General features: G+C 70.2%; 10 protein-coding genes. 8 read left to right on the top strand and 2 right to left on the bottom strand.

The window, feature by feature from the left end; all coding sequences use genetic code 11:
- The first annotated feature begins 221 nt into the window (after positions 1-221).
- From ychF to JEQ17_RS17200, 7 genes are all read left to right on the top strand, one after another.
- Complete coding sequence (ychF, locus tag JEQ17_RS17230; RefSeq protein WP_200396071.1) at positions 222-1,310, top strand: redox-regulated ATPase YchF; 1,089 nt, start codon at positions 222-224, stop codon at positions 1,308-1,310.
- 289 nt (positions 1,311-1,599) lie between these two features.
- Positions 1,600-3,015 carry an erythromycin esterase family protein gene (locus JEQ17_RS17225; protein ID WP_200396070.1) on the top strand — a complete coding sequence of 472 codons (1,416 nt, stop codon included), beginning with the start codon at positions 1,600-1,602 and terminating at the stop codon, positions 3,013-3,015.
- A gap of 115 nt (positions 3,016-3,130) precedes the next feature.
- Positions 3,131-4,570, top strand: a complete 1,440-nt coding sequence (locus JEQ17_RS17220) for an ATP-binding protein (protein WP_200396069.1) — start codon at positions 3,131-3,133, stop codon at positions 4,568-4,570.
- Between the two features lie 167 nt (positions 4,571-4,737).
- Positions 4,738-5,667, top strand: a complete 930-nt coding sequence (locus JEQ17_RS17215) for an ABC transporter ATP-binding protein (protein WP_200396068.1) — start codon at positions 4,738-4,740, stop codon at positions 5,665-5,667.
- Positions 5,667-6,503, top strand: coding sequence for an ABC transporter permease (locus JEQ17_RS17210; protein WP_200401533.1), 837 nt, complete (start codon positions 5,667-5,669; stop codon positions 6,501-6,503). Before JEQ17_RS17215 ends, JEQ17_RS17210 begins: the two co-directional genes overlap by 1 nt.
- Before the next feature lie 23 nt (positions 6,504-6,526).
- A complete protein-coding gene (locus JEQ17_RS17205) occupies positions 6,527-7,876 on the top strand; it encodes a sensor histidine kinase (RefSeq protein ID WP_200396067.1) in 1,350 nt (449 codons plus the stop codon).
- Entirely contained in the window at positions 7,873-8,541 is a 669-nt protein-coding gene (locus JEQ17_RS17200) for a response regulator (protein WP_200396066.1), read from the top strand. Before JEQ17_RS17205 ends, JEQ17_RS17200 begins: the two co-directional genes overlap by 4 nt.
- 15 nt (positions 8,542-8,556) lie before the next feature.
- Here JEQ17_RS17200 and JEQ17_RS17195 read toward each other — a convergent pair whose 3' ends face one another.
- Both JEQ17_RS17195 and JEQ17_RS17190 read right to left on the bottom strand, forming a co-directional pair.
- Complete coding sequence (locus tag JEQ17_RS17195; protein ID WP_200396065.1) at positions 8,557-9,831, bottom strand: serine hydrolase domain-containing protein; 1,275 nt, start codon at positions 9,829-9,831, stop codon at positions 8,557-8,559.
- A gap of 173 nt (positions 9,832-10,004) precedes the next feature.
- The gene (locus tag JEQ17_RS17190) at positions 10,005-12,455 is read right to left on the bottom strand and encodes a hypothetical protein (RefSeq protein WP_200396064.1); all 2,451 of its coding nucleotides are present in this window, start codon (positions 12,453-12,455) and stop codon (positions 10,005-10,007) included.
- A 158-nt stretch (positions 12,456-12,613) separates the two neighbouring features.
- Between JEQ17_RS17190 and JEQ17_RS17185 the strand changes: the two genes are divergently transcribed.
- Positions 12,614-13,222, top strand: coding sequence for a rhomboid family intramembrane serine protease (locus tag JEQ17_RS17185; protein WP_200396063.1), 609 nt, complete (start codon positions 12,614-12,616; stop codon positions 13,220-13,222).
- Positions 13,223-13,311: the final 89 nt, after the last annotated feature.

Here is a 13,311-nt window from a genome sequence, read left to right as displayed (position 1 = left end):
AGGGGCGCGCCGCGTCGCAGCGGCGGTGACTGAGGGGGACGAGTTCTGTGTTGCTCCACAGGTCCAACTTAGGTCGGGTTATGTGTGGAATGGGCCCTGGGACACGCGCTTTGGCCGACCTTGGGCAAGCGTTCGATACGTCGCCGGTGCGGGGCGCGGAACGCCGTAGACTGGTGGATCGTCTGGATCGTCCTCCACCCTTACGTACGGGAAGTCGCAACGTGTCGCTCACGATCGGAATCGTCGGTCTGCCGAATGTCGGCAAGTCGACCCTGTTCAACGCCCTGACCAAGAACGACGTGCTGGCGGCCAACTACCCGTTCGCCACGATCGAGCCGAACGTCGGCGTGGTCGGCGTGCCCGACGCCCGGCTGACCAGGCTGGCGGAGATCTTCGGTTCCCAGAAGATCCTCCCCGCCACGGTCGACTTCGTGGACATCGCGGGCATCGTGCGCGGCGCGAGCGAGGGCGAGGGCCTCGGCAACAAGTTCCTCGCGAACATCCGTGAGTCCGACGCGATCTGCCAGGTCATCCGTGCCTTCAAGGACGAGAACGTCGTGCACGTGGACGGCAAGGTCTCGCCGAAGGACGACATCGAGACGATCAACACCGAGCTGATCCTCGCCGACCTCCAGACCATCGAGAAGGTCCTGCCGCGCCTCCAGAAGGAGTCGCGGATCAAGAAGGACGTCGTGGCGAAGGTGGCGGCGGTCGAGGCGGCCAAGGAGATCCTGGACGGCGGCCAGACCCTCTTCGCCGCGGGCATCAAGCAGGACTCGGACCAGGAGGCCCTCCTCCACGACCTGCACCTGCTCACCGTCAAGCCGTTCCTGTACGTGTTCAACGTCGACGAGGACGAGCTGACCGACGACGCCTTCAAGGCCGAGCAGAGCGCGCTGGTCGCTCCCGCCGAGGCGATCTTCCTCAACGCCAAGCTGGAGGCGGACCTCGCCGAGCTCGACGACGAGGAGGCACTGGAGCTCCTCCAGTCGGTCGGGGTCGAGGAGCCCGGCCTCGCCACACTCGCCCACGTCGGCTTCAACACCCTCGGCCTGCAGACGTACCTCACCGCCGGCCCCAAGGAATCCCGCGCCTGGACCATCAAGAAGGGCGCCACCGCCCCCGAGGCCGCCGGAGTCATCCACACCGACTTCCAGAAGGGCTTCATCAAGGCGGAGGTCATCTCCTTCGAGGACCTCGTAGAAACGGGCTCAGTGGCCGAGGCCCGCGCCAAGGGCAAGGCCCGCATGGAGGGCAAGGACTATGTGATGCAGGACGGGGACGTGGTGGAGTTCCGCTTCAACGTCTAGCTCCGCCTCGAATCGCCCCCTGGCCTGCGATTGTGCAGGCCAGGGGGCGATTTGCTGTCCAGCCGCAGGTTCGGGGGTCAGGTCCGTCACAGGCTCGCAGATCGCCTCAACGCCCTCCTGGTTGCCGAGGCGACAGTGCGTGGCCCGAGGCCGGCCCGGCTTTCGCCGGGTCGGCACACCCACGTCGTACATGGTGGTACCGGGTGTCCGGGCGGTAGTGCCTGCGGTATCCGGAGTTGGGCAGCGCATGGGTTAGTGACGGACCCCGTGCCCACGGAAATCTGTAGCCATGACGCGACGCAGAGCGGTAATCATTCCCTCGGTCCTCCTCTCCTTCTCGCTCTCCCTCTCCCTCGGCGCGGTGGCGGTTGCCGCTCAGGCCGTCGGGGACACAGCGCATGAGTCACCCACCTCGGTCTCGGTATCGAGGGCGTCGGCCTCCGGTCAGCACGCGGAGAGTGTGGTCGCCGCCATCGAGCGCAGCGCCCACACGTTGAAGACCACCAGCCCCGAAGGCAGCCTGCGGGACCTGGACGCGCTGGGCCGAATGGTCAGGAACGCCAAGGTGGTGGGGCTGGGCGAGGCCACTCATGGTTCACAGGACTTCTTCCGTATGAAGCACCGGGTCTTCCGCTACCTGGTCGAGGAGAAGGGCTTTCGGTCCTTCTCCCTGGAGCTTCCCTGGAGCAGCGGTGTGCGGCTCAACGACTACGTGCTGGACGGGAAGGGCGACCTGAAGGACATAGCGCGCGAGGAGTTCCAGGGTTCCTACCGGATCTGGAACAACCAGGACTACATCGACCTCATCGAGTGGATGCGCGACTACAACATCGAGCACCCGCACGACCCGGTGCGGTTCATGGGCAATGACATGGGCTACGCCGGGCCGGAGCTGTACGAGCGAGTGGTCGACCAGGTGTCCCGCGAGTACCCGCGGTTGCTGGAGCGCGTCACCGAGCTGTACCGCGGCCTGCCGCCGACCACCGATGCCGGCTCGTACTACGCGCAGTACCTTCAGCTGCCGCTGGCCGAGCGCAAGGAGCGGGCGGAGCGGACCCGGAAGGTGTACGAGCTGCTGCGGAAACAGCGCCCCGCTGCCGGTGCCGACAAGCAGGACCACGCGTGGACGGTGCAGCACGCCAGGGCCATCCACCAGATGGCCGAGGGATTCTCCTTCGACATCACCGACGAGACCCAGATCCCGGAGATGATGAAATACCGGGACCAGGTCATGGCCGAGAACGTGGCCTGGTGGCACAAGCACACCGGCGACCGGATCCTGCTGTCGGCGCACAACACCCACGTGTCGTACGACTCCTTCGATGTGCGGTACCCGAAGACCCAAGGTGCCTTCCTGCGCGACGCGTTGGGTACGGGCTACCTCAGCATCGGCTTCAGTTTCTACAAGGGCTCCTTCGCGGCCTTCGGCGCCGACGACGACGTGATGCGGACCTACAGCGTGGGTGCCGCCAAGCCGGGCACCAACGAACACACCCTCGACAAGGCCCGTCGGCGGGACTTCATCCTGGACATGCGCACTGCCCCCGACTCCGCACGCGCGTGGCTGGACAAGGAGCGCGTCACCTGGAACATCGGTGCCGGATGGCCCGATCCCACCCAGTACACGACCGCGCTCGGCCGGGCACACGACGTCCTCATCCACCTGCACGACGTCAACGCCACCAAGTACCTGGGCACCCCCTGATCCTCGACGTCCAGCACAGCGCCCCCTTCGACTTCCGGCCGGCAGGCCGCCTGGAGATGAAGTAAGATTCAATCTACGTAAGAATCTATCTACGTTAATCGCCGTGAGGTGCCTCGTGGAGTTCCAAGGTCGGGCCGGAGATCTTGAGCTGCTGGCCGGGCAGTTCCGGGCCGTGGTGGAGGGGCGTGGGGCCACCCGGGGGCGGGCCGTGATCATGACGGGGCGGCGGCGGGTGGGGAAGTCGCGGCTGGTGCAGGAGTTCTGTGACCGGTCGGGGGCGCCGTACGTGGTGTTTCAGGCCACCCGGGGGCGAAACCCGGTCACGGAGCGTGCCGACTTCGGCGCGACCCTCGGGCAGTCGTTGCTGCCGGGGGCCGAGCTGGTCGCCGGTCTTCAGGCGCAGGACTGGAACCAGGCCCTGCGCTCCCTGGCACTCGCGGTGCCCGACGACTCGCCCAGCATCGCGGTGATCGACGAGGTGCCCTGGCTGGTCGAGCAGGACCAGGAGTTCGAGGGCGCGCTCCAGACCGTCTGGGACCGGCACCTGTCCGCCAAGCCCGTGCTTCTGGTGCTGGTCGGCAGCGACACGTCGGTCATGGAGGCGTTGCAGTCGTACGGGCGCCCGTTCTTCGGGCGGGCCGCGAAGATGACCGTCCGGCCCCTGAACCTGGCCGACGTGCAGGCCATGACCGGGCTTGACGCGGCAGGTGCCGTCGACGCCCAACTGATCACCGGCGGATTCCCCGAGATCGTGCAGTCCTGGCGGCCGGGGATGGGACGTACGGACTTTCTGCGGGCCTCGGTCGCCAACCCTCTCTCGCCCCTGCTGGTGGCAGGCGAGCTGTCCCTGCTCGGCGAGTTTCCCGAGGCGTCGCACTCGCGGGCCGTGCTGGAAGCGGTCGGCAGCGGTGAGCGTACGTTCAGCGCCATCGCGGCCCGGGCCGGCGGCGCCGGCGCCCTGCCGTCCGGCACGCTCTCCCCGCTGCTGGCCACGCTGCAGGCCAAGCGGGCCCTGGCCGCCGACCTCCCGCTGTCCGCCAAGTCGGACAGCAAGAACAAGCGGTACCGGATCGCCGACCCGTATCTGCGGTTCTGGCTGGCCTTCCTGGCACGCGCGATCCCCTTCATCGAGCGTGGCCGGGGCGACTTGGCACTGGAACGCATCGAGCGGTCCTGGACCACTTGGCGCGGGCGGGCGGTCGAGCCACTGGTCCGTGAGTCCCTGCTGCGTCTGATGCCCAGTGAAGAGTGGCCCGAGACCGAGGCCATCGGCGGCTGGTGGAACCGTCAGAACAACCCCGAGCTCGACCTCATCGGCGCGGACCGCGAGCCGGTCGCCCGGCAGGTGCACTTCGTCGGGTCGGTCAAATGGCTGGAGACCCAGCCCTTCGGCCGGCATGAGTACGACGCCTTGGTACGCGACATGGCCGCCGTCCCCGGCACCACCCTGGACACCCCACTGGTCGCCGTCTCCCGCTGCGGGGTGGCCGACGATCTGCCGCTCACCGCGCACTGGGGGCCGGAGGACCTCGTACGGGCGTGGCGGCCCCGATAGCCGCGGAGCCAGAGGGCGCCTGATCGCCTCGTGGCTGGTACCGCGGTACCAGCCACCCGCCGAAGATTCCCCCTGGGGCCCACGGTCCGGGGCCGGCCCGCTCATAGCGTCGAACGCAGACACCGCGGCGTATCCGCGGCCGAGTTCCACGCGGAAAGGGCGCCCCCATGATCGAGGCACGGCAGCTGACGAAGCGGTACGGGGACAAGACGGTCGTCGACAATCTGAGCTTCACCGTCAAGTCAGGTGAGGTGACGGGCTTCCTCGGGCCCAACGGAGCGGGCAAGTCCACGACCATGCGCATGGTCGTCGGACTGGACTCGCCCAATGCGGGCTCGGTCACCGTGAACGGCCGCCCCTACGCCCGGCACCCGGCGCCCCTGCACGAGATCGGCAGCCTGCTGGAGGCCAAGTCCGTCCATCCGGGGCGTACCGCGTTCAACCACCTGATGGCGCTCGCGTACACCCACGGCATCGCCCGCGGCCGGGTGGACGAGGTCATCGAACTGGCGGGGCTGGCCAGCGTGGCCGGCAAGCGCGTGGGGGCCTTCTCCCTCGGCATGGGCCAGCGGCTCGGCATCGCCGCGGCCCTGCTCGGTGACCCGGCGATCGTCATGCTCGACGAACCGGTCAACGGCCTCGACCCCGAGGGCGTGCTGTGGGTGCGCAACCTCCTGCGGCGGCTGGCCGACGAGGGCCGCGCCGTGATGCTCTCCTCGCACCTGATGAGCGAGACCGCGCAGATCGCCGACCATCTGGTGATCATCGGACGCGGTCGGCTGCTCGCGGACACCACGGTCGACGACTTCATCAGGGACGCCGGCAGCGGAGGGGTGAAGGTCGCCACCGCCGACACCGCCGGGCTGCGCTCACTGCTGGTCGGCCCCGACGTCACGATCACCTCCTCCTCCAGGGACGAGCTCATGGTCCACGGCCGCGATGCCCGGGAGATCGGCGCCATCGCTGCCGCGCACGGGCTCGTGCTCCACGAACTCACCCCGCAGGCCGTCTCCCTGGAACAGGCGTTCATGGACCTCACCCGGGACGCCGTCGAGTACCAGAGCGCCCCGGCCGACACCGTACGAAAGGCGGCATGATGACTGTCACCGACCTGTCCGCGGCCCCGCCCCGCACGATCGTGCGCAAGGTGACCGGCCCACGCGTCCTGCGCTCGGAGTGGGCCAAGTTCTGGACTCTGCGCTCCAGTTGGATCACCCTCGGCGTCGCCGTGTTCCTGCTCGTGCTCTTCGGGACGATCGCCGCCCACACCTACAGCCCCCAGGAGGCTGCGGACGGCGGCGGACCGCTCGGTCCCGACGCGGGCAGCACCGACGCCGTGAGCCTGGCCCTGACCGGCGTGACCTTCGGGTCGCTGGCCATCGGCGTGCTCGGTGTGCTGCTCTCCGCGGGCGAGTACAGCACCGGCATGATCCGCTCCACGCTCACCGCGGTCCCGCGCCGGCTGCCGGTCCTGTGGGCCAAGGTCGCCGTGATCGCGCCCGTCGTCCTGGTCCTCGCCGCCCTGGGCGTCCTGGCCGCGTTCCTGCTCGGAGCACCGGGCCTGGACGGCGAGAGCGTGGCTCTGTCCCTGGGCGACGACGGTGTGCTGCGCAGCCTGGCGGGCGCCGGCGTCTACCTCGCCCTGGTCGCCGTGTTCGGCGTGGCCCTCGGCATGCTGATCCGCTCCTCCGCCGGGGCCATCGCGACCCTGGTCGGCATCCTGCTGATCCTGCCCGGCCTGGCCGGGCTGCTGCCGGACTCGCTGTACGACACCCTCAGCCCGTACTTCCCGAGCACCGCGGGCCAGGCCGTCTACGCCGTCCAGCAGTCCTCCGACGCGCTCTCGCCCGGGGCGGGGCTCGCCGTCTTCGCGGGCTGGGTGGCGCTGGCCCTCGCGGGGGCGGCGTACCGGCTCGTCAGTACCGACGCCTGATCGGGTACCGGACAATGGTGGTCATGAGCCCGCACCACGCGGCAGCTGCCGGGGCGACCGGCCCGGCGGCGGCGACGCCCCCCGAGTTCGACGCGGCGTGGGCCCACCCGCTCCTGGACCGGCTGCTGGGCGACCGAAGGCGTCGGCCGGGGCTGCTCGGCCGGTACCCGTGGCTGCTCGACGCCGCGGTGGTGCTGTTCATCCTGGCCATCTCCCTGCCCAGCCTGATCCACAACGACACGGCCCCGACGTCTCCCTTCGGCGACATCGAACCCGGACCTCAGCTGTCGACCGGCGTCCTGTGCCTCCTGGTCGCCGCGCACCTCATTCCCCTGTTCTGGCGCCGCAAGGCCCCCACGGCCACGTTCCTCGTGATCTCGTTCGTGTCCGTCGCGCAGTGGTCGCTGGGCGTGTGGCTCCCCACCGGGATCGCCGGACTCGTCGCCCTGTACACCCTGGCCCGCTACGGGTCCGTACGGGTGCTGGGCTGGGCCGTCGCGCTGGCGGCCGTCGAACTGCTGCTGGCCGCCTTCGTACTGGTCCCCGGCAAGGCCGATCACCCCATGATCGGCGGCTTCTTCCTGCTGGGCACGACGACGGCCGCCGTCGCCATCGGCCTGGCGCTCCGCATCCTCCGGATGTACCTGGCGGCTCTGGAGGACCGTGCCAGACGGCTGGAGATCGAGCAGGAGCAGCGCGTCCGGCTCACCGCCGCCGCCGAGCGCTCCCGGGTCGCCCGCGAGATGCACGACATCGTCGGCCACAACCTCTCGGTCATGGTCAGCGTCGCCGACGGCGCAGCTACCCTCGCCGCCAGCCGGAGCGAGCGGTCCGCCGAGGCGCTGCGCGTCCTCGGAGACACCGGCCGCCAGGCCATGAGCGAACTGCGCCGGGTGCTGGGAGTGCTGCGCGAGGAGCAGGAGGGCGAACGTCTGCTCGCCCCGCAGCCCGGGATCCGTGACCTGGACCCCCTCATCTCACGCGTGCGCACGGCCGGGCTGTCCGTGACGTACCGGACCGTGGGTGATCTCGACGCCCTGGGCAGCGGCGTACAGCTCACCGTGTACCGCGTCGTCCAGGAGTCACTGACCAACACCCTCAAACACGCGGGGACCGGCACGTCCGCCGAAGTCACCATCGCCGTCGAGGCGGGACGGGTACGGATCAGGGTCGCCGACACGGGCGTACCGCCGGGGGCACCTGCGCGCGCGAGGCCGGGAGGACTCGACGACAATCCCGGTCACGGCCTCGTCGGCATCCGCCAGCGGGCCGCCATGTACGGCGGGACCGTCGTCCTGGGGCCGGGTGACACCGGCCACGGCTGGACCGTGGACGTCGTGCTCGACGTACCGCCGGGAGAACAGCTGCCATGACCACCGTGCTCATCGCCGACGACCAGCCCCTCCAGCGCATGGGCGTCCGCATGCTCATCGAGGGGACCGCGGGCCTGGAAGGGGTCGGCGAGGCCGAACACGGCGCCGAGGCCGTCCGCATGGCCGCCGAACTCCGCCCCGACGTCGTCCTCATGGACATCCGCATGCCCGGCATGGACGGCCTGGAGGCCACCCGCCGGATCGTCGCCGCCGGCGGCCGCACCCGCATCCTCATCGTGACGACCTTCGACCTCGACGAGTACGCCTACGAGGGCCTGCGGGCCGGCGCCAGCGGCTTCCTGCTCAAGGACGCCCGCCCCGAGGAACTCGTCGCCGGCATCCGCGCGGTCGCCACCGGCGACGCCGTCGTGGCCCCGCGCCTGACCCGCCGGCTGCTGGACGCCTACGCCCACCAGGTCCTCGCACCGGCCGACGCGCCCGCCCCGGACGATCCCCGGCTGCGGACCCTCAGCGACCGCGAACGAGAGGTCCTCGTCGCCGTCGCCCAGGGCTGGACGAACACGGAGATCGCCCAGCACCTCGTCCTCACCGAGTCCACGGTCAAGAAGCACGTCGGCCGCGTCCTCGCCAAGATCGGCGCCCGCGACCGCGTCCAGGCCGTGATCATGGCGTACGACGCCGGGCTGGTCAGGGCCAGACCGTAAGGCCCTCTCGGACCTCTAGCGCGGCGGGACCGGGCGGTCGTAGACGTTGGCCGGGGTCACGATCTCGGTGATCGCACGGGCGAGGGCCGAGGACGGCTCCTTGCCCTCGTAGGAGATGTCGGTGTTGAGGAGGACCACCAGGGTGGCCTTCTTCGACGGCAGGTAGACGGTCACGCTCTCGTATCCGGGGATGGAGCCGTTGTGGCCGATCCAGCCGTCGGAGTTGAAGATGCCGAGGCCGTAGCTCGTGCCGGGGAAACCGGTCGGCAGCGTCTTCAGCCGCTCCTTCTGGGTCTGGGGGCTGAGCAGTGTCCCGGTGGCGACGATCTTGGCCCAGCGGCGCAGGTCGTGCAGGTTCGAGATCATCGCCCCGGCCGCCCAGCCCCAGCTGGGGTTCCAGTCCGTCGAGTCCTCGACCTCACCGCTCAGCGTCTGGTCGGTGTAGCCGCGCGGGTGCGGCTCGGGGAACTCGGCGTCCAGGGGGAACAGCGTGTGGTGCAGGTGGGAAGGGCGGAGCACCCGCTTGTCGATGAAGTCGACGAGGTTGTGCCCGCTGACCTTCTCGATCACCAGACCGAGGAGGACGAGGTTGCTGTTGGAGTACTGGAACTGCTTCCCCGGCTTGAAGGTGTTCTTGTGCTTGAAGCCGTACGCGAGCACCTCACGCGGGGTGAACGAGCGGCTCGGGTCGCTCAGCAGGTCGTGCACGAAGCCCGGGTCGGCGCTGTACGGGTACAGGCCGCTGCGCATCTCGGCGAGATGACGCAGTGTGATCCGCTTGCCGCCCGGCACGCCATGGATGTACTTGGAGATCGGGTCGTCCAGCCGGATCCGTCCGTCGTCGACGAGCTGGAGCAGCGCGGTGACCGTGAAGGTCTTGGTCTCGCTGCCGATCCGCATGAACGGGTCGGTGGTCATCGGCCGGCCGGTGGCGGTGTCGGCGACCCCGGTCGCGCGTACGTAGCTTCCCTTGCCCGGCATCCACAGCCCGACGATGACACCGGGGATGTCGGCCTTCTGGCGGACGTCCTCGATGGCCTTGTCCAGCCGGGCCGTCAGCTCGGGACCGAGACCCTTCGGCGGGCACTCGTCCTTGTCGTGCCGGTCGAAGCCGTGCCGGCCGACGTCGTGCGGTTCGACGCAGTGCCGGTTGCCGTCGTACGGGCCGCCGCCGTGCCGGTCGGCGCCCGCGGCGTGGACCGGCGTGCCGGGAATCGCTGTCATCGGCGCCAGCACCGACGCCACGAGGAGCGCCGCGGTGAACAGCCGGCGGGAGGGGGTACGTCGCATGTCGGGGCGCCTCTTCCAGGTCAGGGGCTCGGACGGCATACGTCACCACCCGGGCCCCGGGCGGAGGTCCCCGTCCGGTAATCGTTCCGGCGAGTCCACTCGTTCGGAGCCACCCGGGATTCCGGGGCGGCCTCGGCACGGGGCCCCGCGGGCTTCAAACGGGGCCGGTCCGATCAGGAGGTCGGCCCCCTTCGAGTCGGTGCGGGTGCGGGTGCGGGTGCGGGTGCGGGTGCCGGCGTCGGCCTCGGCGTCGGCGCGGGAGAGGGCGTGGGCCGGCGTGGAGCGGGTGGCACCGGGGGAGTGGGCGGGGGAGGGGCCGACTCGGCGAGGGTGTGGAGGATGGCTCTGCGGACCGCCGCGATCCTGGGGTCGCGGCGGTAGCCGTTGTGCCGCTCCAGGGGCCAGAAGACGGGCTGGGCGCGGGTGCGGGCATGCGACCGCCCGGTGTCGGGGTCCATCGGCGCCACCCCGTCCTTCCACTCCTGGTCCACACCGCCGACGCCGGTCGGACCGGCCAGCACGTCGGTCTCGCGGTGGATGTTGACCCACGTCCTGAGCAGGCGGGTCCTGTCCGGGTCGCCGTCGTCCTCGCCGGCGTTCTCGTCGCGGACCAGGGCGTCGAGGGACTCGGCCGTGACATAGCCGGGGTAGTGGCGTGCGAACACCGCGCCGATCGGGCTTCCCGTGGTCAACAGGCCGATACGCGGACGCAGTCCGGGCGGAATCTGCCACAACGCGGCCACGGCGATCACCGACCCCATGGACTGCGCGTGCAGCAGTATCCGCGTACGGCTGTCGGAGTCGAGCAGATGCTCGATGCGGTGCACGAGCTCGGGGACGGTCCGAACGGTCCAGGCCGCCGGGGCGAAAGGGTGCGCGGCGCGTGGCCAGAACACGCCGAAGGCCCAGGCGATGCCCGTGTTCCTGCGCATCTCGGGGCGGAGCGCGACGGCCCGTACCGCGAGCACCGCGACCGCCACGAGGGCGATCAGGGCGAGGGCGCCGAGGGTGGTGAGCTGTTTGACCGTGTCGCTGGTGGTCCGGCGGACGCTCGTCGTCAGGGAACCGTCGCCCACCCAGTTCGCCAGATACAGGGTGAGGACCAGGGCCACGATGAGGGAGGCCAGCGCGGCGAGGCCCTGGTCGTACCAGTTCAGGCCGTCCTCTCCCATATTCCGGGCCCAGTTGATCTCGCTGCGGTGTTTCCTGTCCTCCTTCTCCTCCCCCGGGTGGGCCGGGGCTCCCGTCCTGCGCCTCCACAGTTTCCACAGGGCGTTGGCCCCGGCCGCGAGCCCGCCCAGCACGACCACCAGGGGGAAGGCCGCGGCGATCACCCGTACCGCGCGCGGGAGTTCGGTGGCGTACGGGTCGCCGTCCGGGGTGAGCCAGCCCTGCACCCACAGAGAGAACGCCGCCGTGTAGAGCCACCCGATGAAGCAGGCCACCACTGCCACCACGGGCCCCAACAGTCCGTACAGGGACGTCTTTCCCGCACGGTCGCGGTCCCTGAGGCACATCACCAGACAGGCGACGATCATCAGCAGCACGCCGACGCCCTGGGCGATCACGACGTCGTTGGCCTCCTCGCCCATTCCCGGCAGCATCCGGGAACTGCCGCGCGCCGCGAGCCAGTCCCGCTCGGGGAGCGCGCAGTAGAGCATGGCGGCGGCCGTCACCCCGAGACACACGCCGAGGGTGGTGCGCCGGTGATTGGGCAGCCACCGATTCGCCCACGCCACCCTTCTGAACCAGGGCCCGTCGGCGACCATCAGCGCCGCCAGCACCAGGATCAACACGAACAGCACCAGACCGACGACCGTGCCGTCCCGGCGCAGGTCGTACTGGAGCCCCGGAACGATCACCAGCATCGCGACGGTGAGCAGCCCCGCACACCGGTGCTGTGAAGTGAGGCCCTCGGCCCGCCAGTTGTGCTCCCAGAAACCGCGCACCTCCAGCGGCCGCCGCACCTTGCCGGCCCTCCGGGCCTGCAGCTTGTCCGCCCGGTCCAGGCGCCGGTACTCCTCGCCCTCCACCGTCTTCAGGACCGGCCGGTACTCCTTCTTGGCGTCCCGCGCGCTGAACGCCATCACCGCTCCGACGAGCAGCGGCACCACGGCCGCGAGCGTCAGCCCGAGTCCGGTGCCCACGTCGCGTGCGGCGCCGACCAACGGGTTCTCCGCACCACAGGCGGAGCGCGCGGGCGCCCCGCACTGCCACACGACCTGGTCCATGGCGGCCTGCCCGAACACGCCCACCAGCATCACCGTCAGCGACAGTCCGAGCAGCCGGGCCCCGAAGTCGTACAGCCAGCCCGACACCCGGCTGTGCCGCGGAAGCCTGGGCTGCATCCACGTCACCAGGTTGATCAGCAGAAAGGGCAACAGGAGCAGCCACATGGCACGGCCCGCGCCGCCGATCGTGAGCCGGTTCCAGTCGTAGACCTGCCGTTCGACGACGGGCTCGGTGTCGTCCTCCTCCACCGCTCCGTACCAGCCGGCGGCCTCGTCCCCACTGATCCGGTGGACGACCGGTGGCTCCAGCGCCTCCGCGCGGTCCACCGGACCGATGCCGGGCACGACCAGCTCGACCAGGCGGGTCTCCCCGGCCTGTGATCCGTTGTCCATGGCAGATCACAGTGGGGCCACGGGCACCTGCTCACAATGCGTAAAAAGTACGAGACCGAGAGTGGTCATCGTGATTCCGCTTCGGCCGGCCACGGGGTGGGAACCGGGCCGAGCCTTCCGTACGTTGAGGACTACACGAGGGAAGCCAGGAGGTTCTCATGGCGTACGGGCCGTACGGCGTGGCTGTTCCCGCGCCGGTGTCGCGCGGTGAGCGGGTCAAGAACGCGGCCCTGTTGACGGGCGGCTGGGTCGCCCTGCTCTGGGTGCTGGAGGCCATCGACGTGGCGACGGGCCACGCCCTGGACACGTTCGGCATCACGCCGCGTGAATTCGGCGAGCTGCGGGACATCGTGCCCGCCGCCTTCGTGCACTTCGGCTGGGACCATCTCGCGGCGAACAGCGTGCCGTTGCTGCTCCTCGGCTTCCTCGCCGCGCTGTCCGGGATCCGCCGCTTCCTCGCCGTCGTCACCGTGACGATCCTCGTCAGCGGTCTGGGCGTCTGGCTCACCGCGTCCGAACACTCCATAACCGCGGGCGCGTCCGGCGTCGTCTTCGGTCTCTTCGGCTATCTGCTGGTCCGCGGCTTCGTGGACCGCCGTATCGGTGACGTGGTCATAGGGCTCGTGGTCGGCGCGGTCTACGGCTCGATCCTGTGGGGCGTACTGCCGACGACGGCCGGAGTCAGCTGGCAGGGGCATCTCTTCGGCCTCATCGGCGGAGTGGCCTCGGCGTTCGTGTTCCGCCGGCCCCGCGACGCCCGCATCTAGCCGAGGTGCCTCGGCGGACCGGGCGCCCGGCCCGTCCGGCGTCCGGCGCGACTGTCGGTCCCCCGTGGAAGGATGACCGCTCATCGCGG

The sequence above is a fragment of the Streptomyces liliifuscus genome (assembly GCF_016598615.1).
Taxonomy (GTDB): Bacteria; Actinomycetota; Actinomycetes; order Streptomycetales; family Streptomycetaceae; genus Streptomyces; species Streptomyces liliifuscus.
This window is presented reverse-complemented; position numbering and strand designations above follow the sequence as displayed.

Coding starts and splice junctions, on each gene's coding strand:
- JEQ17_RS17190 (WP_200396064.1), bottom strand. CDS start 12,455: ATGGACAACGGATCACAGGCCGGGGAGACCCGCCTGGTCGAGCTGGTC.
- JEQ17_RS17215 (WP_200396068.1), top strand. CDS start 4,738: ATGATCGAGGCACGGCAGCTGACGAAGCGGTACGGGGACAAGACGGTC.
- JEQ17_RS17200 (WP_200396066.1), top strand. CDS start 7,873: ATGACCACCGTGCTCATCGCCGACGACCAGCCCCTCCAGCGCATGGGC.
- JEQ17_RS17185 (WP_200396063.1), top strand. CDS start 12,614: ATGGCGTACGGGCCGTACGGCGTGGCTGTTCCCGCGCCGGTGTCGCGC.
- JEQ17_RS17225 (WP_200396070.1), top strand. CDS start 1,600: ATGACGCGACGCAGAGCGGTAATCATTCCCTCGGTCCTCCTCTCCTTC.
- JEQ17_RS17195 (WP_200396065.1), bottom strand. CDS start 9,831: ATGCGACGTACCCCCTCCCGCCGGCTGTTCACCGCGGCGCTCCTCGTG.
- JEQ17_RS17205 (WP_200396067.1), top strand. CDS start 6,527: ATGAGCCCGCACCACGCGGCAGCTGCCGGGGCGACCGGCCCGGCGGCG.
- JEQ17_RS17210 (WP_200401533.1), top strand. CDS start 5,667: ATGACTGTCACCGACCTGTCCGCGGCCCCGCCCCGCACGATCGTGCGC.